This window comes from uncultured Fibrobacter sp., from assembly GCF_946062555.1.
GTDB lineage: Bacteria > Fibrobacterota > Fibrobacteria > Fibrobacterales > Fibrobacteraceae > Fibrobacter.
Map to the genome: position 1 here is coordinate 1 of NZ_CAMGVQ010000060.1, position 20319 is coordinate 20319.

Consider the following 20319-nt stretch of genomic DNA (forward strand, 5'->3'; position numbering starts at 1 on the left):
ACCGCTGCTTAGACTCCTCCCAACCCCTCCACACAAACTGCAGAAGCCTCAAAAAAACCTTCCCAAAAAGGTTCTTGCATTAAAAGAAAAGGGACTTGAAATTCTTTGGGTTGATAGGAACCTAAAACCACACAACAAGTATTTCTATGTAATGCAAAAATATCCTAAGGCAGCGATAATTACTATCGACGATGACATCTTATACCCAAAAAAAACAACAAAGAAACTAATTGAGAGCTATAAAAAATTTCCAAATGCAATTTCCGCATTATGCACATGCAGACTCATCGTAAAAAACAACAAAATTCTTCCTTACAGCCAATGCATACCTTGTTATGACACTAAAATTCTTTCTCCGAGACACGATTTATCGGCAGAAGGTTTTGCAGGTACTTTATATCCACCCGCCATATTGCCAAAAGAAGCTTTTAACATTGATATGATAAAAAAATGCGCCCCTCTTGCAGACGATCTTTGGTTGAAATATATGGAATTTATAGGGGGTATACCAGTTGTGTGCGCAGCAAAATATAAGGATCCTATTGTTATTTCAAAGGCTCAAGAGAACGCTCTTTACAAAATCAACAGTCTACAGAACCAAAATGACATTCAACAACAAAAAATAACTCAATATTTTTCTTATATTGATTTCGGACAAATAGTTTTAAGAGCGAATCAATCCTAATGGCATTAATTACCATCTTCACACCCACCTACAATCGAAGAAAATTGATAGAAAAACTCTATCAATCGCTTTTGTCACAAACTGAAAAAAATTTTGAATGGTTGGTAGTTGATGACGGCAGCACCGATGACACTGAAAAATATTTCACGCAACTTTTATCCAAGCATCAGCCATTTCATATTCGTTATATTAAGCAGAAAAATGGTGGCAAACATCGAGCAATAAATAACGGAGTTAAGAAAGCTACAGGTGAATTATTTTTCATTGTTGATTCTGACGATTATTTAACCGAAAATGCTATTGATAAAACCAATCAATGGGTAGCAACGCTCGACGACTCTCGCGAATGGGCTGGCATTTCGGGATTGAAGGGCTATTCAAAAGATTCTGTCGTTGGTCAGCGTAGCGAAGCCACTTACATTGATGCAAAAAACAGCGAACGACGCAAATACAATTTATTAGGTGATAAAGCCGAAGTTTATTTCACCGAGGTTTTAAAAAATCACCCATTTCCAGAGATTCCTGGTGAGAATTTCATTTCAGAAGAAATCGCTTGGAACGCCATCGCTCGCGATGGTTACTATTTAAGATGGTTTAATGAAGTCATCTATATCTGCAATTACCTTGAGGGAGGACTCACCAAAGACAACTTCAAAGACAAAAATAATCCTCAAGGAAGGTTGCTTTGGGCAAAGGGACAACTAGAAACATTCCCAAATTCATGGCGAGAACGACTCCTAGCCATAGGAATATATCGTCATGCAGTCAACGATACTGAATCTATTAGTGAAACAGCAACAAAACTAGGAACATCAAAGATATCCGTTCTTATAGCCACACTACTTTTATCTTTATACAATTTTTTTTCTAAGTGAAATACTTCAATGATTCCCAAAGTCATACATTACTGCTGGTTCGGCCATAACAAGTTGCCCCCTCTTGCAAAAGAATGCATAGCATCATGGCACAAGTTTCTGCCCGATTATGAGATAAAGGAATGGAACGAAGATAACTTTGACGTAAACAGTATTCCCTATACAGCGCAAGCCTATAAACATAAGAAATACGCATTCGTCAGCGATTACGCACGTTTCAAAATTCTTTATGAATACGGCGGAATTTATTTTGACACAGATGTTGAGGTTATCAAATCTCTAGATGATATTCTCGCAAAAGGATCATTTTTCGGTCTCGAAAATGAAAGCTTTTTCGCTTGCAATCCAGGCCTAGGATTTGCCTGCGAACCAAAATTTCATTTATTAAAAGAAATGCTAGACTTATACGCCAACATGCAATTTGAGACTACATCCGGCAAACTCAATAAAAAAACGATTGTTGAGTACTTTTCTGAAATGTTGAAGTCAAAAGGATTACAAGCATCTCCCGGCATTATAGATTTTGAAGGTGCAAACTTCTATCCCGCCGATTATTTCTGCCCTAAGCCTTCTGAATTCGGCAAAATCAAAATCACTGAAAATACCCGTACCATCCACCATTATGCAGCATCTTGGATAGGTCCAAAACAACGCTTTGCGAATTTACTGATTCGAATTTTCGGAAAGAAACTGATTTTGAAATTATGGAATCTGATAAAGTGATTCCAGCATTTTATAGCACTTTCTTACATCAAACCATTCGCTTTTTATCTTCGGATTTTCGCGGTCACAAGCCACACTCAAAGAGCTTAGCTTTTCACACCAAGGCTTAACATCATCTATCGGCAATGGAAATACATTGTCTGTTATCGCTGTTTCCCTTGGCACTGCGGCACTCACCACGCAAGGCAATCCGTTATACTGAGCCTCCACCAAAGTCATCGGGAACGCTTCACGTGTAGAAGACAACAAAAGTACATCCATTGCACAATAAAATCCGACCACATTTTTTTTCAGCCCCGCAAAAATAACTTTATCACCAAGTCCTTTCTGATTTACTAAGTTCTGGATTTCGGCTTGCAATGGGCCGTTTCCCACTAACAGTAATTTACAGTGTCTATGATGCCGTGAATATTCCGAAAACAGTTCAATAATGAATTTATGATTTTTTTCAGGGAAGAATCTTCCCACATGCCCCACAACAAAATCATCTTCGGCAATTCCATATTTTGCGCGGATTTCTCGACGAGCTATTTCACAAAACTTAAACCGCTCCGGATCAATGGCGTTAGGCAAAATCGTCACCTTGCCCTTTTTCACGGCACTTTTTCCCCAACCATTGATGGCGGCAGCTTCGCCGCAGGCTAACCAATGGGTAGCAAAGAGTTTGCAGGGGATGCGGAGTATGGAGCAGAGGACTTTTTTGAATGACAAGGAGATCCCGGCACGGAGGCCGGGATGACAATCAGACGTATAAGCTTGGTGATGGTGGGCTATTCTTTTTTTGATTCCGGCGAGCATTGCCAAGAAGCATACATAGCTGTTCATATACCAGTCCAAGTGGCTATGAACAACATCGTAGCGCCCCTTTCTAAATATTCGGAACATCGTCCATAGATGCTTTAGCGGGTGATGTAGCTTGTCGGGAATCTGGATGCAATTGATTCCGGCCTCGTTAAAGCGTTCCAAAATTTGCGGATTCGGTTCGTACTGGTACAACAAATCAAAATGAATATCCGGCATACGTGAACAATAGTTCAGAACTACCTGTTCCGAACCGCCGCCCACAATCCCGTGCAGCACCTGACAAACGCATATGTTATTATTTTGAGGCATATCTCAGCGTTTCACCTTCCAATGACCGGTTTTGTCAGAGCCAACTCGTTCGATGAGTGATTTTTCCTTCAACTTTTTTACTGCTCGCTCAATGGTGGCGTGAGCAAAATTTGTCTTTGAGATTAGAACACGATTTGTTATGTCTGGATTTTTCTTGATAAGGGCATAGACAAGTCGTTCTTTGTCCGACAAGTTCTTTGTTACATCCTCATTTACACCCTCATTTACACCCTCATTTACACCCTCATTTGCCCTGTCATTCTCAGTCGCGTTTTTCCTATATAGCACCACCTTGAAGTCACCATCGTCTTCCCACTCGGGGGCGGAAAGTCCCCAACTCTTGCACTTGTCTATAATGTCTTCCGTGCCAGTCCCAGCGTGTTCAATGTAGCCCATCAAGAACATGGCGTTTGCCAGGAGCGGGTTCACGGGTATCGAGCGATGTGGCCTGGACAGTTTTTCCACCGTCATTCCGCGAGGGAGCGGTCCCGGACTTAGGACCTCAAGCCTGTCACTAAAAAGCATCACCTGCACGCTCGCATTGCTGGTGTAATCCCTATGGCATACGGCGTTCACAATCGCTTCTTTCACGGCGTCATAAGGCAGTTCGAATTTTGTAGGCACCTGCGCAGTATTTCCTGTTTCGCGCGTTCCGACCCAATTCTTGATGTGCGTCATCACAAATCGGGTCGCCTGGTCCACAAGTTCAAAGACATCGCCCCTGTACACCTGGTAATCGGCCATGGGCTTGGATACCCTATCAGCAAAGAACTGCATGCACTTTACCTCGGACGATATAAAAAACTTCTGCGGTTTCTTGCCGAACAAAAGTGCTGCGGAATTGGCGATGCGCCCATTGTCATCCATCAAGTCCAACGCGGTCAAAATACGGTCTGGCGACGCCCCCGAAGGGACCTTGAAGTTGCGCTTTTCCCGCGCAGTCTTGACAAAAGAACGAATTTTTGTAATGCTTAAATCTTTGAGTGTAATACCGGCATTTTTCGAGGCGTCAAAAGGCAACACATTGATATACTCCCTAGAAACCAGAAAGTTCGCCAAGGCCGCATAAACCGCAGTGCGCAATTCATCGTACGTCGAAAAACTCTTCCGAACAATTTCTGCATTCACCTTCTCGACAAAGCGTTCTTGCTTTTGTTCCCTCTTGTCGGCCTTCATAACAAAGCAAATACGTTCCTTGTGGCGCTTGCCCGCTTCGTTATATTCCTGTTCCGTCGCAGAAACGCCCTTCGCATTCATATTTCCATACAAGGCGCCAAGAATTCCAAGATAAATGTCACTTTCGGCGACTTCGTCAAGATATACTCCGGCAGCATTACGCTCCTGAGCGGGGACGTCTTCAAACAGGAATACATCGAAAAAGCGACCGAGAATAGCATCCTTGCGGATGTAGTCTGCAAGCCACTTGCGCTCCTTGGCAAATTCCTTTTGTACACTTGATATGAAGATTTTGAAAGACATCCGAAACAAGTATAAATTTTTGTCGTTCAACAGTCAATAGTCACCACTGTACCCCCATTTCGTACAATCACTTCAATAGTACGCAAGGTAACACGTTTTCTTGCAAAACAGGTAGTCAACTTTCGTTTTTGCAAGAAAACACACGTTTTTACGGGTGTTTTTGGCATGTTTTATTGATGTTTTTGGCGCGTTTTTTAACTTTTCAACATGCCTTTCAAACGCGCCATAACCTATTCCGTAGCCATCAACCTATTCTTTTTGGCGTTGTGCCTCATTTTCGGCGACCTCAAGTTCGGGGCGATTGACGACTACTTTATGGCGGCAAGGCTCACCGGCGCCCTGGGTACGGATTACAATCCGCACCTAATTTTTGTAAACGCCATCTACGGCTATGCGCTGTTGCCGTTGTACCACCTTTTCCCGAAAGTTGGGTGGTACTATATAGGCGAGATGTTCTCGGTTTTTCTGTCGTTCACGGTTATCGGCTACGTTTTGCTGCAACGTTGTGGCGAGCGGTGGGGGGCGATTCTAGCCGCGCTGTTTACGGCTCTGTTCGCGAGCGATTTTTATTTGGTGGTGCAGTTTACGCAATGCGCCTCGATACTGAGCGCGGCGGGGATGCTGCTGTTCGCGTATGGGGTTGTTGAGCACAAGCGGGATTGCGATTGCCGCGCCCCTGGCGGGGCTCGCAATGACATCAAAAAAACAGTTCCTTTTGCATTGGGTGTTTTACTGATGCTATGGGGTTCCGTGATGCGGTGGCAGGCGTTCTTGATGGGGATGCCGTTCTTCTGCCTCGGGATGTTGTTCATTTTCAAGGACTGTTGGAAAGTCAAGTGGCGGGTTATTGCAGGGCTAGCAATCCTATTCGTAGGTGCTTTCGCCATACACAGTTGGGACCAAAAAATATACCAGGCTCCCGAATATGCCGACTTCGTTAAATTCCAAGGACCACGCGTAACCTTTGGCGACAACAGCAACTACAACCAAAATGCCGTATATGAAGACGCCGAAGAACTGGGGCTTTCTGGAAAAGACATGCACATGCTTACAGAATGGGTGCTTTACGATACGGAGGTGTACTCCGTCGATAGCCTTGCGCGATATGCAAGCCTGATTTCCCCGTACCGCGACAAAAACGAGGTGCGGCTGATTCCGAAAAATCTGCTAAATGCGTTAGCGCATTCCCTGCGGTCGCCCTTATTTTGGACTTGGTTTATTTTGTGCCTACTGATTTACGCGACCAACCGCAAAAGATACATGTACCTGTGGTTGTCATTGGCTACAGTTTTGGCGCTTGTGGCATACCTCCTTGCAATGGGCCGCCTTGTGTACCGCGTAGAAAGCGGGTTCTGGCTGTATGCGGCGGTACTTGCCGTCCCTCTTTTTGGCAGGTTTACCTTGGACATTCCTCGCAAATTGGCCTATTCTATCCTTGCCATTATTGCCGTCGCCAACGTTTTTATCTACGCCACCTCAGGCGAAATGGTTCGCGACCCAAGTAGTGGCAGCATGCGAACGCTCGCCATTGAAGACACGACCGACTACACACAGGTCTTTGATTACATTGACAATCAACCCGACAAAATGTTCCTCCTTTCGATGAACGCCTTTATGCGGTTTAGCCATCATCGTAACCCGCCCTATTTGGCGGAACCCATCGGGCAATACCGCCGCACGGTTTCTTTCGGCTACTGGACTCCGTACCTGCCCGAGGTCACGGATGCATTGAACGATTTTGGGGTAACAAACCCCATCAAAGATGTTGTTCACGACAACGTAATTGTACTGAACGAGCCTCACTTGGTCGATTTTCTGCAACGCCACTATTACGACAGCGTTACCGCAGATACTCTTAAAGAAATTGTCGAGATGACATTCCTAAAATATCATCTTGTACAGCCAGCCGATTCCGCAGCTAGGGAGGCCGCACAATGAAACGCCTCCTGTACCCGCTAATCGCAAGTGCGCTGATTACCATTGTGCCTTTCCTGCTCACTTTTGAGAAGGGCCAAGACATTGTCCGCGGATTGTTCGGATATGAATATTTCGCGTTGTTATTGCTCATCTTGTATATCAAGGATGCTATTCAAAAAAGGATGCCCACCTTGGTGGCCATGCGCACTAAAGACCATAGCTCTAAGAGCTGTCCGCCCGCCTGCGCGGGCATGACAATAGGTTTCAAGGCGCGCAAAATTTTAGCATACGCACTCCTTCTTTCCGTTTCAATTATTGTGCTCTTTACCATCGCTTGGCTTGACCTGCAAAACCTGTTGGCTATAAAAAACTGGAGTACCGGTTGGCGTGGCATTCTGCCGTTCGCCACATGCGGCATTGCCATCGCTATAGTTTGGAAAATCAAACCATTCAAATTCAGTACAATTTGCTTTATTTTATTCGTAGCACTGATATTCCACCTAGAGGCAAACAACCGTTACGCGGCGCAACCCTTGGCCCAATTCCCGACCATAGATTACCTCGAGAGAATTGCACCCAAGCCCGTACAGAGGAAACACATCGCCGAAGACTACAAGGCAAAATACATAGTCACGGACTCCGTCACCATTACACGGGATTATGTTGACGCTTCTCGAAATAACGTGATAATCCTTATCGAAAGCTGGGGCTTGCCGCTTGACATACAGCGTTTTGAAAAACAAATAAGTTTATTCAACGGTATTACAACCGCAGTCGGCACACACAACCGAATGTACAGTCGCACACGCACCGCCGAGCGAGAAGACCTGATGCTAAAATTTGTAACGGATTCCACAAGGCATCGTGACACAACATTCTTGCCAAGAGTTTTTGCCGACATCGGATTCAAGACGACGTTCCTCTTTGGTGGAGACAGTCTAGAACATTACCGATACAAGTACATCAGGAATATCGGTTTTGGCGAGGTTATTTACGGGAAAACTACAAGCAAAGGTAAACAGCTTCGTGATACCAAGATAATCGCGAGAATCGATAGTATTCTAGCCGACTCAGCACAAAAACATTTTATTGCCTGGACCACAGCAGACACTAAATTCCCAATGTCAGAATTCCCGGACATATACTACAGCAACGCCGACGCAATAGACTCCGTATACAGTTCCAAACTGCAAAACGATTTCGTCATGATTGCAGACTTGGCTCGACGTCACCCAAAAACTCGTTTCATCATCCAGGGCGACCACAACCCGATTTTATCCCCTGTTGGGTTCCAGGAGAAATTCTATAAGCGGTGGGTTCCGTTCATCGTGCTGAACTGACCGGAAGCACGGCCATTACAATTTGTTGAATTTTTTCATCTCCTTATCAAGGAATGTATCGACATATTTCGCATAAATTAGCGTCGTTTCCAGATTCCTGTGACCAAGCAATTTACTTGTCGCAGGCAACGGAATCCCAAGCGAAATGCAAGTCGTTGCAAAGGTGTGGCGGGCAAGGTGACAATGGATATGCTTGAGATACCCCAGTTTTTTGGACGCCCTGCGAAGCGTCCGGTTAAAATGCGAGTTTTCCACAACGTGAAACACCTTTCCCGACGGCATGTTTTCTGGCAAAAGTAACCTCGCCTGCAGCGGAATCGGAACATAAACCGGGTCCCCGGTCTTGTGCATCTGCTTACGAATTTTCCAGTCAAAAATCTCTCCCGCGTCAAGAGACTTCAAGTCGCTGTAGCGAAGCCCGGTAAAGCAACTGAAAAGGAATACTCGAACTACATCCTGTTCAGTCTCTGTCAGGAACTGCCTTTTGTCATTGAAATTCAAGTAGAGCGACTTGAGTTCGCGCATAGTCAGGAACCCCCGACGCGTATAAACACGACCAATCTTCACCTTGTCAAACGGATTTGTCGTAATCAAGCCATCTGTAACCATCTTGTTCGTAAAAATCCGGAATACGGAAAGCGCCTTGTTTATCGTTGCGGGTTTATTCCCCAATTTTTGCAAATGAAACTTGTATTCTTGGACCAATGCAGGAGTCAAATCTTCGCAATTCAATTCCGGTCTAAAATTTGCTATTTTCTTGATATTCCAGTAGTATGTCCGCACCGAAAGCGGTGCAAGATTGTATTTTTCCTTCTCCAGATATTGCATAGCGGCATCGCAAAAAAGCATATCGTAATCCTTTGTTTGATTGTTATTGTGTTCTTTAAAAAAGCGGCGGACAAAGTTAGAATTATTTTGTTCCAACAAAGCAGGAGAATACGTGAAGTTGCAGGATGCGTTCTTTGCTGAAAGGAATGCTGCAGGTGACTTTACCTTGATTGGCTATTCTGTGCCGACTTCTGCCAATTTTGATTACGCCGGTGCGATTGCCGCTGGTCAAACCGTGCTCGTCGAAACTGCTAAAGCATGGTCTGCCAACAACAAGGTCAAACTGAACGATTGTGCTCCGGGTGCAAACACTACTCCTAATTGGACTGTTAAGGTTACTCCGGGTGCTCCGACCTCTGCTGCATCCGCTGGCATTACCTACAAGGCTGAAGTTGGTGGCTCTAACGGCAGTTGCCAGTCCTTGACCCCCAACTTTACTGCAATCGATGGTACGATTGACTAATCTATAAATGCGTTATTCAAAAAGAGTCCTCCTTCGGAGGACTCTTTTTTCATTTATATGATAAAATACGAGCCGGAAGAGACTCTTTTAAAGACTATTGAATCGAACGATCGGACAACCATTCCGCCAAATCCACGATACGAATACCTTCGTATTGATAAGGTTCATGTTTTGTCCTGGCTATAACCATTTTAGGATATGCGTCGTTGACTTTCAAAAGAGGCGATACCTCACGATCAAAAGTACGTTCTGTGCTAATATCATCCGAAACCTGTATGTAGATTTTTTCATCTTTTTTCAAGGCCACAAAGTCTATTTCTTTTTTATAAAGAAATCCTGCATAAATCTCATAACCACGTCGAAGAAGTTCTATGGCGACTATGTTTTCATACGCCCTGCCATAGTCCATATTTTTTGTTCCAAGCCGAGCGTACTTAAAAGAATGATCTCCCAGATAATACTTGTCTTGTGACGCAAGGTACTTTTTCCCGCGAATGTCATACTTGCGAACTTTATAGAAAGCAAACGCGTTACACAGATAACCCACATACGAGCCGATCGTTTTGTCATTAACGGGAACTTTACTACTAGTCAAAGCATCTGAAATGCTTCTTAGGGATGTTATATTGGATATATTGTCAGAAAGAAAGTCGCAGAGTCGCTCTAATAAAATCTTATTCCGAATATTGTATTTTTTTACGATATCTCTTAATACAAGCGTATCAAAAACGTCTTTGATGTACTTATATTTATCCGCTGAATTGTTGTACACGTAGGAGCCGGCCATGCCTCCATCCTTCAGATATTGGTCAAGCGCACTCTGAATATCAGTCAATTCATAATACTGCATAAACTCCGCGAATGAGAAGGGAAACATTTCTATAGCAAAGGTTCGACCGGTGAATAACGTGGAAAGATCGCTGCTTAAAAGAAATGCATTTGATCCTGTTATGTATATGTCAAATTTTTCTGTTGCATGCAAGCCATTAATTGCTTTTTCAAAACCTTTGCACATCTGAACTTCGTCAATGAAAACGAAATTCGGAACATTTTGTTTGTGATTTTTTTGAACAAAATCATAAAGCGAATGGTATTCTGCTAAAGGCTCTGATTTAGGATCGTTGAAGTTCACATGAATTACGTTTGCTTTACGGTTCTCTTTTTTTAAACGCTCCATAAACATGTCCATTAGTTTGGACTTGCCACTACGGCGAATACCTGTAATAACCTTGATGTCTGGAGTACCGACGACAGACAACAAGCGATTTATGTATTCGATTCTTTGGATTAATTTCATTAGGAAACCTACTTCATTATTTCGCAATAATAAAAATAATAAAAATTGCGAAATAAATGTGACGTGGCTGTGTTTTTTTTGCTTCATCCTACGTGAAGTTGCAGGATGCTTTCGCTGCAGAACGTAACGCCGCAGGTGGTTGGACGCTCATTGGTTACACTGCGCCCACATCCAACAACTTTACATACTCTGGCATAGGAATCGATGCAGATAAAACTGCAGAATTGGCAGGCCTTTCCAATTCTCTTGGTTGGGCGGCAGTGAATAAAGTTGCTCTTAATGATTGTGAAGCTTCCGGCAATAACGCTTGTAAGTGGCAGATCCAGCTTAGTCAAGGAGCCAAGGGCGGGCAGATTAGTTACTCCGCTTGCTTAAGCGCTAATGCAAAGCCGTTGACTGCAAACTTTGAAGCAATTGGTGCTTCGGCAACCCCCTGCACTTTGCAGTAACATCTATTCAAAAGAGAGACTCAAGAGAGTCTCTCTTCTTGTAAAAAAATCTCCCTCAAAGAGGGAGACCTTTTGTTTAATTGCGATGCAAAACTACTATTACTTGCCGATCTTATCGAAAGACGGAGTAAGAGCAATACATCCGGCACCAGTCGCAACAGCATCAAAAGCAACATCAGCAACATTTGATCCGGCCTTAACAGTAACCTTCCATTGCGCAGCTGTTTCTGTGTTCTTCGCTGTTGCGTTGGCTGTTCCCTGGCATTCGTTTAAGTTGGTGAGGTTCATCGCAGTCCAACCAACCTTACCTGTTTCGTCAAGATCCGTACTTGCCTGAACACCAATTGCACCAATACCATAAGCGAAGTTTGTTGTTGCGCCATTATTTGGTGCGGCATATCCAATCAATTCCCAGCCACCGGCCTTGTTGGATTCAGAGAAGTAAGCCTGCTGCAACTTCACGTAGGTTGTGATAAAAACTTAGAGATTTTTTAGTTTGTCGCAAAGCGCGAGAATTGACGGTCTTATTCTGAAAGATAGGCCGGCCAATTCACTGGATTCCAACAACGGCACGAGTTCACCAAAGGATTCTTCCGTCAAGTTTTCTGCGCAAACTCTCAATTTGTCGACAAGACCGTCCAAATCTTTGGCCGCGACTACATTCTTATACGAGCGAGCCTTTTTCAGGCGCATGAGTAAAACGTCCATTCGCGGCACAGCCTTGAACAACGATTCGTACTGATAGACGTCGTACAAATCTCGCATCAGTTCTCGTTCGTTCCATGCTGCAATTTTGTGCGCAAACGAAACGCCAGGCTCCATTATGCGAACAATTCTAGCAGGACGACCATAAGGTGTCGTGAGTAGCGACGAGGACATCGGGATAGACGGGCATTCCTTTTCCGTGTTGATTTCGATTTGTGCCTGCCGACCGCCGTATTCTACGAGAATCCTCAAGGCCTTTGAATTCATGGTAGATTCAAAACGCAAACCTTCAACTCGGGACAAGGCGCCCTCCACAAGGGATTTCGCATCTTTCTTAGAATCGAAAGGGACGAAGATGTAGTCGACGTCATTCGTATATCGCGGGCTATGCATCAGCCTGAGCGACATACCGCCCTTGAGAATGGCGGAGTTTCCGAAATTGTCGGCGAAAAAGTCGACAATCCACGCCAGCAGGGCTTCTGTACTTTCAAATTTTTCCATTTATCGTATTCCTTGCAAACGCTTTGAACTTTGGATTGGCAAAACTCTCTAGATAGACGTCTATTTTTTCTTTGGATAGCACGGAATAATTGATATCCTGGAAGATGTTGAAATAAAATTTTTTCTTGTGCTGGTAAAAGTAGAGTGTGTCAAGCACGGCCTTTTCTGCATCGGCCATTCGCACGCCATTTTCAAGCAGTATTGTTCCAAAACAGAGTTTTGGGGAAATTCTCGCATAGGATAGATTAATCTCCCCGACGTATTCGCTCGCCCTTGAAGGAGTCGCGCAACTTACCAGGAAAGGGCTTTCTGTTCCAATGAGTTTGTGGTATGCAAGCGCGGAACCAAACGTGATGTAAGAATCTGTACGGACCTTAGCGGAAAGAACCTGAGCGTCGAACTCGCGGGCGACATAAATTCCGCGGCAATAGCGTTTCAGGAGACCGACCGCCTCGAACTGTCGGACGGCAATCCAGAGCGCCTGTTGGCTAGAAATATCAAAAAGAGAGCTTAGTTCAGAAAGGGAGAAAACCCCGCCCACCCTCGGAGCGAAATCCGCCAATTTCCCCGTATTTTCCACTGCATTTTTCATATTTACATATAATATATCAATATTTATACTATATGTCAATATGTAATGCACAAGAAAAAACAAAAAAACTACAACCTACGTGAAGTTGCAGCAGGCTTACTACGCTGAACAAAATCTGTTCGGCGGTTGGAGCATGATTGGTTACACCGCTCCGGGTTCGGGAGAAACAACCAACTTCTTCTACGGCGAAGCATTTGATCATAATACAACCACCAACAATGCTTCTGGCATCGGTTGGGCCGCTGACAACAAGGTTGTTCTCAACGAATGCGCCAAAGGAACCAAGGTTACCTCGAAAAACCAGAGCGGTGTTCAGGGTGGAAATTGGCAAATTACCGTTACTGCAAACACAGCGGGTAGCGGCGATGTGACGTTCACTTCTGCTGTAGCCACCGCAGATTGCAAAGCATTGACTTCGTCCTTCGAGTCCATCAAGTAATAATTAGTCAACAAATTCTAAAAAAGAGCTCTCCGTTAGGAGGGCTCTTTTTTGTAATTTTATGATAGATTACGAACCAGAAACAGCAGACGAGCTAGCATCGCAACTCTTGCCCGGTGTGCTGATTGCGGTGAAGTTTGCGGTCAGAGGAGCTGCGTTGGTGGAAAGACATGCAGCATAGTTAATTTGACCACCCTTTGCACCTGCATCGTCCAACTTGATGTCCCAGAAGCAGCTAGATGCAGTACAATCGTTGAGTGCGACGGTATTCTGAGCCTGCCATCCGATGGTGGACAAAGAACCGTTCAGAGCGATTGTTGCGCTGGCGCCAACCTGTCCCTGATAGCTGAAATTGTTGGAAGCTGGCTTGGTATAACCAATCAAAGTCCAACCACCAACTGCGTTACGTTCTGCAGCATAAGCATCCTGCAACTTCACGTAGTATACGGGGGAATTATTGATTTGTTGTGGTTTTTGTGTAATGCAATTGCATTTTCCTTGAAAAAAAATGTATATTCTTGCTGAGGATGTATATGGCCGTTGATATGACACTGACAGAAATCAACCCGGCACAAATGCTGGTCTTGAAATCCTTCGCGAATGTGTCCAGCGAAGAGGAACTTAGCGCCTTGATGAAGACGCTAAGGAATTTCTATGCCCAACGGTTGGAAAAGGAACTCGACCACCTGTGGACGGACGGCACTTTGGACCAAATCCGTCTAGATGAATTGCAATCCGAACACCTGCGGACTCCGTATCGTGGATAGCAGGAAAAAAATTGTTATCGACACGAACGCAATCTTGCAAATGTTGGGGAGGCATAGCAAGTATCACTTCCTTTATGAAAAATTTTTGAACGAGGAATACGTACTGTGTTTGTCCAACGAAATTATGCATGAATATGAAGAAATTTTGGGAATGCGGGCGTCTCCGGCAGTCGCAAGTTTGTTCGTTAAAGTTCTTGAGTTTTCAGAAAATGTCATCCGCAAAGACCCATTCTTCAAACTAAACCTAATCAAAAAAGATCCCGATGACAATAAGTTTGTTGACTGCGCATTTGCCTGCCAAGCGGACTACATTGTGACGGACGATGCTCATTTCTCAGAATTGAGACAAATTAAATTTCCTGTGGTACATACCAAATCATTGGATGAATTCGCTCAAGACGAAGCATAAGATTCTCTATGGTTTGATGACGCTTGTATTCCTCTCAGTTTGATATTGTCGCGACATTTTCACTTCAACCTACGTGAAGTTGCAGGATGCTTTCGCTGCAGAACGTAACGCCGCTGGTGGTTGGAAGCTGATTGGTTATACTAATCCTGCTTCCAACAACTTTACATACTCCGGCACGGGTGTGGGTGACGCGGCTACGGTTGCATTGACCGCTTTGAACAACAATGTTGGTTGGCAAGCACAAAACATTCCTGCTCTTAACGAATGTACCGCAAACAACGGCTGTACATGGAAGGTTACGTTGGCTAATGGTACCGTGGGCGGTCAGATTAAGTACCACGCATGTCAGTCTACCAAGGCTGCTCCGTTTACGCCGAACTTCGACGCTATTAGTACTCCGGGCGCAACGGGTTGCACCGTGAACTAATTATCTGGAATAAAACGGATTAACACAAAAGAGCCCTCCTAACGGAGAGCTCTTTTCATATATTCAAGTCAGTTATTACTTACCAATCATGGTGAAGTTGGAAGTAAGTTCCGGACACTTAGTCTCTGCGACAAATTGAGCGTCACCTTCAGAATCACCGCCGCCAGCCTTTACGGTAACTGTCCAGTTTGCAGTCTCAGTAGTCGGAGCAGTAGTGCTACCGGAGCAGTCATTCAAGTTAATACGGTTAAGGGCCATGAAGCCGACCTGACCACCTTCATTGAGCGCAGCGGAGTTATTGACATAGGTACCACCATCACCATAGTTGAAGTTGTTGTTGGAGGACGTGCCACCAACATTAGCCGAAGCGCCCTTAGTATTGGTACCGGGGCCCTTATAGCCAATAATTTCCCAGTTGCCAATTTTCACAGTTTCACTGATGTATGCCTGCTGCAACTTCACGTAGGTTGAAGCCGTAACCACTAAAAAGTTTTTTCTACCCTTGAATAAGCCGTTTCTAGTGTACGTTTTTTGAAAAATAAACAATTCTCGAGCATTTTTTTTGAAATTTGTTAAGATTTTTTGAAAGAAAATGCTTTTTATACTATATTTTTGAAAAAGATTAAGTTTTTTTGAATATGGACAAAGCCGGATACACTATTTTGATAGAAAAATACGAACTGAGGGTCCTTGAGCCCTTGGTCCACTGTTTTGCTCTGCAATGCGCGACATCGTTGACATGCCTGACAAAAAGGCCAATCAGTTTATCATGTTCGTTCAGCAAAATAACGGCGTTTTGCCACTAAGCCGAAGGAAACTATTTTCGGAACTTTCCGATGAAGAAGTCGCCGGGTTAGAGAAAGCGGTTAATCAGTTTTTATAACAGGGAAACGAACTTTCCATAATCTATTAGACTGATTATTTTTCATGTAGGATGATGCTGTTTTAGCAAATTAAACAACTATTTATAAGCACATGTCCTTAAATGTTATCAACTTCACGTTGGACTTTTCTGATACAGCCTGCATGAATTTCTTGGTAAAACCACTCTTACTAAAGAAGATAAAATGTTTCTCACCGTCACCTAGAAGCTCGGCTCTGCCAAAGAGTTCTTCCATAATGTCAATATCGACAAGTTTGTTTGTCCATTTGCATTCGCCAAATAGTTGTTGATTTCCGGCAAATCCAAAGATGTCGATTTCTTCTTCCCGTTTCTTTTTAGGATCGTTTCCCCACCATCGCCCGATATTTTCCGGTAAAAATGGGAGTGCAGTCAAGCCCTTTTCCGTATAAAGGTACTGTAGGCAGATGTCTTCGAAAACATGGCCCATATATTCGTTAACTTTGTCTTCTACAAATTTTTTATAAACCAAATCCCCGACGCCGCGATTTATGTTCGTCAGGTAATTCCAGACAAACGTAAACCAAAATCTGTACATCGTATCGTTTATGACGTAAATAGATTTTCTGCTACTTTTTTCCGTAGCGGGAATCTCGCGGCGTACAATGCCTAACTCCATAAGCGACGACAACACATTACTTGTCGCTCCGGTCTCGAGTCCGGCCTTGGTTGCGATTTCGTTCAATCGGCTTGCACCTTGGGCGATAGCGGTTATTACGGCATTGTAGGTAGCGGGCGCACGCATTTCCTGTTTCAGCAAATTCAGCGGCTCTTCGAATAAACGGCCCCCGGGTCTGAAAAAGAGGTCTATTAAATTTTCGTTTAAACCCTTTTTGGAGTTTATATGCATGTAATATTCGGGTACGCCCCATAGCGCCCCGTAAAGAGTCGCCTGTTGTTCAGGGGCAAAATTTGCGCACAAAGCCCTACTTTCAAAAAAATCAAACGGCTGTATTTTCAATTGCGAAGTTTTGCGACCATAGAGAGGACTTTTATACCCAAGTACTTGGTTTTCCATAAAACTCATGGAAGAACCGCAAAGAACAAGCATCATTTTCGACTTTTTCCACACATGATCAATATGTTTCTGAAGCAATGAGGGAATGGAAGGCTCCGCCTTTGCTAAATAGGGGTATTCATCTATTACGAAAACGAGCCGTTCCTTCTGGCTTAAATCGTCGATGTACGAAAAGATTTTTTCGAAACTTTCGAAAGTTGACCCCCCCCCCCCCGAGTACTCCAGGACCGTTTGGGATAGCTGCGACAAATTTTCTGATACGGATGTTTCAATACCCGTAAAAAAGATGGCCTTTCTGCCTTCGCAAAACTCGTTCAGAAGCATGGTCTTTCCTACACGTCTGCGTCCATAGATGACTGCAAATTCAAATTTTCCCGACTCAAAGAGGGCGTTTAATGCGTTAAGTTCTGTTCGTCTGCCATAAAACATAATTTACTCACTTTTAATTTACTAAATCGTAAATTAGCAAATGATGCGAATTCTGTCAATAAAAAGCCGCCAAAATTCTTGTTTTGCAAAAAAAGCCACTGAAAGGACTCTACCTACGTGAAGTTGCAGGATGCGTATGCCTCTGAATCTAACCAGCTCGGCGGATGGGAACTTATCGGTTATACCGCTCCGGGATCGAAAACATCATCCACCAATTTTGCATCTGCAAATTTCACATACACCTCAACTCCCGCTGGAAACGCCTCTGTTGCATTGACAACTTCAGGTGCTGCCATGAATGGAGGCTGGATTGCTACAGCTAACGTCGCGTTGAATGACTGTCCGGCAAGTGCAACTTGGACGCTGAACGTGACCGGAAAAACAGACGGCGTTACATACGCAAAGGTCTTTAGTGACGCCACCAATTGTGAGCCGTTGACGCCTAATTTCAAGAATATTGGTACCAACTAATATTTATAGTATAAACAAAAAGCCTTCCTTGCAAAAGGAAGGCTTTTTGTTTTAGCAAATATTTTAACAGCTACTTGCCAACCTTGTCGAAGGACGGTGTCAAAGCTTGACAATTGTTAACGTCAGACAGAGACGACGTGAACGTTACTGCGTCAGCAGCAGCCGTAGCCTTCTTTACAGCGACGCGCCACTCGCTATTGACTGCGCAGTCGTTGAGAGCAACACGAGCCTTAGCGGTCCATGTAATCTGGTCTGCAGCAGGCAACGCTGCGGTGCCATTAACATAACCAGTCTTAGTATCGCTGTATTCAAAGTTTGTAGTCTGAGAAACAGCGGAAGCTGTGTTAGAACCTGCGGTAGTGACGTTACCCGGAGCGGTATAACCAATGATGCCGAAGTTACCGTAGTTCAAGCCAGTCTCAGACACGTAAGCCTGCTGCAACTTCACGTAGTATACGGAGAAATTACCGAATCACGGCTGTTTTCAAACTTTTTTGTCTTTTTCTTTGACCGTTAGGCTCTTTTTGTTATATTTCCTTACATGGATAAGCAAATCTCATGGACCATTGCCGCAATCAGCGAATTCGCGAAAGCCAAGGCACTTTCCGTAAAGCAGGCTTTTAACTATCTAAGCCTGTTTAAAGGTCTTGATTTTTTGCAAGATCATTATGGAGCCGAGCACTTGCTTTCTTTTGACGATGCCGTAGATGATTTGACCGCTATTTGCCAGAGGAATGGAGGCCAAATACGATGATTTTGTACCATGGTTCAAATTGCGAGATTGAAAAAATTGATCTCACTATGTGCAAGCCGTATAAAGATTTCGGTCAATCCTTTTATTTGACGACGCTTTTAACGCAAGCTCGTGAAATGGCTCGAAAAGTTGCCGACCGATTTGGCGGTGAGCCCGTCGTGAATGCGTTTGAGTTTGATGATTCAAACTTGCCGGCATTGAAAGTCAAAAAGTTTGAACAGCCGAACCGTGAATGGGCAGAATTTGTGATGGCTAACAGAAGTAGAGGTCAGGAACATCCTGCAGATAATTTTGATTTGATTATTGGTCCCGTGGCTAACGACGACATCGCGACTTTGTTCAGAACATTCGCAATAAATGTCATTACAATTGATGAATTAGTTCAAGGGCTGAAGTCTCGAAAATTGAACAACCAATACGCTTTCAGATCTGAGAAAGCAATCGCCTTTTTGCAAAAGAGGCCGAGCGTATGACCGCGAAGCAGGAATTCCTTGTAGAAGGGATCGTCAGCGATATGGCCAAATGGCTTATGGAAGATCGCAATCTTTCTTTGCAGGTCGCCCTTGGCCTCATCTATAATTCGAGAACCTTTGAACAGCTACAAAATCCTGCAACGGGACTCTGTACGGAAAGCTCCGCCTACAATTACGAATTGTTGGATTCTGAATTGAAAAACGGGAAAATTATTCAGTCAGAAATCTAGAGCATTATGTAAGTTTCCGTAAAAAAACGCTTGCTGATTTACGATTTAGCAAATCGAATGTAAGTAAACACATTTTGTGTGGACTCCGACAAATACAACACATACTCACGTAAGTATGTTGTAAAAAACGCATAATAGCTATTTCCTAAAAGTTGATGGATTGACAAATGAGGAGGAAATAATATATATTGTGGATAAGAGGTTTATATGATTGCCACGACCATGAACGAACCACAGTTGATAGTCAGTGTTAGCGACGCTTCAATGCTGAAGTCGTTGAAGAACGCAATCCTGTTGCTCAAGGGCGTTAATTCCGTCAAGGAAATACACCCCAAAACGGAGATGAGTGAAAAAGAGTTCTTTGCTAAGTTGGACAAATCCATTGCCTCGATGGAAAATGGAATTTGCGATGAAATGGACGCAAATGAGTCTGGAGCAGAATTCTTGAATAGGATTTTATGCCGTACAAAGTAATTTTCACGCCGCAAGCAAGTGAAGATGTTTTAAAGCTCCAAAAATCCTGCCCAGAGGCAATTGGAAAACTTGCAAAGCTATTGGACGAATTAAAAGAGCATCCGCGTACGGGAACTGGCAAGGTTGAGCGTCTGAAACATTATAGTGAAGATACTTGGTCTCGCAGAATAACACACGAGCATAGACTGGTCTATCAAATTCACGATGCAGTTATAGAGGTTCTTGTCATCTCTGCTTATGGGCATTACAAAAAGTAATAACTTTTTTGTGCGTCTTTTGTTTTTGTGAATATCGTTTTGAGCCGGTCGGAAATTTTTAGACGGTAAAAGCGCGGTTCCTTAGTTGAAAAAAACTAAATTCAACATCAAGAGGAACCAAAATGAACAACAACGAAATGAAACCGGCCAGCAGCCGCGAAAGCATCTCCGAAACATCCAAGCGCACCCGCAGGGTGCTGGACGACGCGTTCAAGGCGAAGGTCGCCCTGGCCGCCATCAAGGAAGACAAGACCCTCGGTGAACTCTCCGCCGAGTTCGGCGTGCACGCCAACATGATCAGCC

29 protein-coding genes and 1 pseudogene are annotated in these 20319 nt (G+C 44.0%); 19 read left to right on the forward strand and 11 right to left on the reverse strand.

Annotated features, from left to right (window positions below; all coding sequences use genetic code 11):
- The 3 genes from Q0P86_RS13745 to Q0P86_RS13755 all read left to right on the forward strand — a co-directional run.
- Positions 1–685 (forward strand): hypothetical protein (locus tag Q0P86_RS13745; RefSeq protein WP_295040205.1); only part of this gene is annotated, 685 nt, incomplete at its 5' end.
- Positions 685–1560, forward strand: a complete 876-nt coding sequence (locus Q0P86_RS13750) for a glycosyltransferase family 2 protein (RefSeq protein ID WP_295040207.1) — start codon at positions 685–687, stop codon at positions 1558–1560. The genes Q0P86_RS13745 and Q0P86_RS13750, both read left to right, overlap by 1 nt.
- A 9-nt stretch (positions 1561–1569) precedes the next feature.
- The gene (locus Q0P86_RS13755; RefSeq protein ID WP_295040209.1) at positions 1570–2283 is read left to right on the forward strand and encodes a glycosyltransferase family 32 protein; all 714 of its coding nucleotides are present in this window, start codon (positions 1570–1572) and stop codon (positions 2281–2283) included.
- Here Q0P86_RS13755 and Q0P86_RS13760 read toward each other — a convergent pair.
- Both Q0P86_RS13760 and Q0P86_RS13765 read right to left on the reverse strand, forming a co-directional pair.
- The gene (locus tag Q0P86_RS13760; RefSeq protein ID WP_295040211.1) at positions 2263–3396 is read right to left on the reverse strand and encodes a glycosyltransferase; all 1134 of its coding nucleotides are present in this window, start codon (positions 3394–3396) and stop codon (positions 2263–2265) included. The genes Q0P86_RS13755 and Q0P86_RS13760 overlap by 21 nt on opposite strands.
- 3 nt (positions 3397–3399) lie before the next feature.
- A complete protein-coding gene (locus Q0P86_RS13765; protein ID WP_295040212.1) occupies positions 3400–4875 on the reverse strand; it encodes an ATP-binding protein in 1476 nt (491 codons plus the stop codon).
- A gap of 207 nt (positions 4876–5082) precedes the next feature.
- Between Q0P86_RS13765 and Q0P86_RS13770 the strand changes: the two genes are divergently transcribed.
- Together Q0P86_RS13770 and Q0P86_RS13775 are read left to right on the forward strand one after the other, a co-directional pair.
- On the forward strand, positions 5083–6813 hold the full coding sequence (locus Q0P86_RS13770; RefSeq protein ID WP_295040214.1) for a hypothetical protein: 1731 nt from the start codon (positions 5083–5085) through the stop codon (positions 6811–6813).
- Entirely contained in the window at positions 6810–8132 is a 1323-nt protein-coding gene (locus tag Q0P86_RS13775) for a hypothetical protein (RefSeq protein ID WP_295040216.1), read from the forward strand. The genes Q0P86_RS13770 and Q0P86_RS13775 overlap by 4 nt, the downstream gene beginning before the upstream one ends.
- 15 nt (positions 8133–8147) lie before the next feature.
- On the opposite strand, the gene Q0P86_RS13780 is transcribed toward Q0P86_RS13775, so the two are convergent.
- The gene (locus Q0P86_RS13780; protein ID WP_295040218.1) at positions 8148–8981 is read right to left on the reverse strand and encodes a site-specific integrase; all 834 of its coding nucleotides are present in this window, start codon (positions 8979–8981) and stop codon (positions 8148–8150) included.
- Positions 8982–9072: 91 nt separating this feature from the next.
- On the opposite strand from Q0P86_RS13780, the gene Q0P86_RS13785 reads away from it, so the two are divergent.
- Positions 9073–9423: a hypothetical protein gene (locus Q0P86_RS13785; RefSeq protein ID WP_295040220.1), complete on the forward strand. Its 351-nt coding sequence runs from the start codon at positions 9073–9075 to the stop codon at positions 9421–9423.
- A 94-nt stretch (positions 9424–9517) separates the two neighbouring features.
- Here the strand turns inward: Q0P86_RS13785 and Q0P86_RS13790 are convergent, their stop codons facing one another.
- Complete coding sequence (locus Q0P86_RS13790) at positions 9518–10720, reverse strand: ATP-binding protein (RefSeq protein ID WP_295040222.1); 1203 nt, start codon at positions 10718–10720, stop codon at positions 9518–9520.
- 92 nt (positions 10721–10812) lie between these two features.
- Here Q0P86_RS13790 and Q0P86_RS13795 point away from each other — a divergent pair, with 92 nt between their 5' ends.
- Positions 10813–11169 (forward strand): hypothetical protein, encoded by a 357-nt coding sequence (locus tag Q0P86_RS13795; RefSeq protein ID WP_295040224.1) that lies wholly within the window; start codon positions 10813–10815, stop codon positions 11167–11169.
- Positions 11170–11268: 99 nt separating this feature from the next.
- Here Q0P86_RS13795 and Q0P86_RS13800 read toward each other — a convergent pair whose 3' ends face one another.
- Genes Q0P86_RS13800 through Q0P86_RS13810 form a run of 3 tightly spaced genes read right to left on the reverse strand, consistent with a single transcriptional unit; the run spans position 11269 to position 12967 of the window.
- Positions 11269–11631 (reverse strand): hypothetical protein, encoded by a 363-nt coding sequence (locus tag Q0P86_RS13800; RefSeq protein WP_295040226.1) that lies wholly within the window; start codon positions 11629–11631, stop codon positions 11269–11271.
- An 18-nt stretch (positions 11632–11649) separates the two neighbouring features.
- Positions 11650–12375: a nucleotidyl transferase AbiEii/AbiGii toxin family protein gene (locus Q0P86_RS13805; protein WP_295040228.1), complete on the reverse strand. Its 726-nt coding sequence runs from the start codon at positions 12373–12375 to the stop codon at positions 11650–11652.
- Entirely contained in the window at positions 12362–12967 is a 606-nt protein-coding gene (locus tag Q0P86_RS13810) for a hypothetical protein (RefSeq protein WP_295040230.1), read from the reverse strand. The genes Q0P86_RS13805 and Q0P86_RS13810 overlap by 14 nt, the downstream gene beginning before the upstream one ends.
- Before the next feature lie 79 nt (positions 12968–13046).
- Here Q0P86_RS13810 and Q0P86_RS13815 point away from each other — a divergent pair, with 79 nt between their 5' ends.
- Positions 13047–13406 (forward strand): hypothetical protein, encoded by a 360-nt coding sequence (locus Q0P86_RS13815; protein ID WP_295040232.1) that lies wholly within the window; start codon positions 13047–13049, stop codon positions 13404–13406.
- A gap of 69 nt (positions 13407–13475) precedes the next feature.
- Here Q0P86_RS13815 and Q0P86_RS13820 read toward each other — a convergent pair whose 3' ends face one another.
- A complete protein-coding gene (locus Q0P86_RS13820) occupies positions 13476–13844 on the reverse strand; it encodes a hypothetical protein (RefSeq protein ID WP_295040233.1) in 369 nt (122 codons plus the stop codon).
- Positions 13845–13939: 95 nt separating this feature from the next.
- Between Q0P86_RS13820 and Q0P86_RS13825 the strand changes: the two genes are divergently transcribed.
- From Q0P86_RS13825 to Q0P86_RS13835, 3 genes are all read left to right on the forward strand, one after another.
- A complete protein-coding gene (locus Q0P86_RS13825; RefSeq protein ID WP_295040234.1) occupies positions 13940–14173 on the forward strand; it encodes a hypothetical protein in 234 nt (77 codons plus the stop codon).
- On the forward strand, positions 14130–14582 hold the full coding sequence (locus Q0P86_RS13830) for a putative toxin-antitoxin system toxin component, PIN family (RefSeq protein WP_295040236.1): 453 nt from the start codon (positions 14130–14132) through the stop codon (positions 14580–14582). Before Q0P86_RS13825 ends, Q0P86_RS13830 begins: the two co-directional genes overlap by 44 nt.
- A 73-nt stretch (positions 14583–14655) precedes the next feature.
- Positions 14656–15009 (forward strand): hypothetical protein, encoded by a 354-nt coding sequence (locus Q0P86_RS13835; RefSeq protein ID WP_295040238.1) that lies wholly within the window; start codon positions 14656–14658, stop codon positions 15007–15009.
- Between the two features lie 75 nt (positions 15010–15084).
- Here the strand turns inward: Q0P86_RS13835 and Q0P86_RS13840 are convergent, their stop codons facing one another.
- On the reverse strand, positions 15085–15555 hold the full coding sequence (locus Q0P86_RS13840) for a hypothetical protein (RefSeq protein ID WP_295040240.1): 471 nt from the start codon (positions 15553–15555) through the stop codon (positions 15085–15087).
- Positions 15556–15748: 193 nt separating this feature from the next.
- Between Q0P86_RS13840 and Q0P86_RS13845 the strand changes: the two genes are divergently transcribed.
- A complete protein-coding gene (locus tag Q0P86_RS13845; protein WP_295040242.1) occupies positions 15749–15892 on the forward strand; it encodes a hypothetical protein in 144 nt (47 codons plus the stop codon).
- Between the two features lie 82 nt (positions 15893–15974).
- Here the strand turns inward: Q0P86_RS13845 and Q0P86_RS13850 are convergent, their stop codons facing one another.
- Positions 15975–17357, reverse strand: a complete 1383-nt coding sequence (locus tag Q0P86_RS13850) for an ATP-binding protein (protein WP_291024242.1) — start codon at positions 17355–17357, stop codon at positions 15975–15977.
- Positions 17358–17474: 117 nt separating this feature from the next.
- Here Q0P86_RS13850 and Q0P86_RS13855 point away from each other — a divergent pair, with 117 nt between their 5' ends.
- Positions 17475–17828: a hypothetical protein gene (locus Q0P86_RS13855; protein WP_294113991.1), complete on the forward strand. Its 354-nt coding sequence runs from the start codon at positions 17475–17477 to the stop codon at positions 17826–17828.
- Positions 17829–17898: 70 nt separating this feature from the next.
- On the opposite strand, the gene Q0P86_RS13860 is transcribed toward Q0P86_RS13855, so the two are convergent.
- A complete protein-coding gene (locus tag Q0P86_RS13860; protein WP_295040245.1) occupies positions 17899–18276 on the reverse strand; it encodes a hypothetical protein in 378 nt (125 codons plus the stop codon).
- 93 nt (positions 18277–18369) lie between these two features.
- Here Q0P86_RS13860 and Q0P86_RS13865 point away from each other — a divergent pair, with 93 nt between their 5' ends.
- From Q0P86_RS13865 to Q0P86_RS13890, 6 genes and pseudogenes are all read left to right on the forward strand, one after another.
- Entirely contained in the window at positions 18370–18582 is a 213-nt protein-coding gene (locus tag Q0P86_RS13865; protein WP_291024231.1) for a DUF3791 domain-containing protein, read from the forward strand.
- Positions 18579–19055 (forward strand): DUF3990 domain-containing protein, encoded by a 477-nt coding sequence (locus tag Q0P86_RS13870; RefSeq protein WP_291024229.1) that lies wholly within the window; start codon positions 18579–18581, stop codon positions 19053–19055. Before Q0P86_RS13865 ends, Q0P86_RS13870 begins: the two co-directional genes overlap by 4 nt.
- Positions 19052–19285, forward strand: coding sequence for a hypothetical protein (locus Q0P86_RS13875; RefSeq protein WP_295040247.1), 234 nt, complete (start codon positions 19052–19054; stop codon positions 19283–19285). The genes Q0P86_RS13870 and Q0P86_RS13875 overlap by 4 nt, the downstream gene beginning before the upstream one ends.
- A gap of 207 nt (positions 19286–19492) precedes the next feature.
- Positions 19493–19759 (forward strand): hypothetical protein, encoded by a 267-nt coding sequence (locus Q0P86_RS13880; protein ID WP_291024225.1) that lies wholly within the window; start codon positions 19493–19495, stop codon positions 19757–19759.
- Positions 19744–20016 carry a Txe/YoeB family addiction module toxin gene (locus tag Q0P86_RS13885; RefSeq protein ID WP_291024223.1) on the forward strand — a complete coding sequence of 91 codons (273 nt, stop codon included), beginning with the start codon at positions 19744–19746 and terminating at the stop codon, positions 20014–20016. The genes Q0P86_RS13880 and Q0P86_RS13885 overlap by 16 nt, the downstream gene beginning before the upstream one ends.
- A 122-nt stretch (positions 20017–20138) precedes the next feature.
- A pseudogene (locus tag Q0P86_RS13890) lies at positions 20139–20319 on the forward strand (hypothetical protein); the annotation flags it as partial.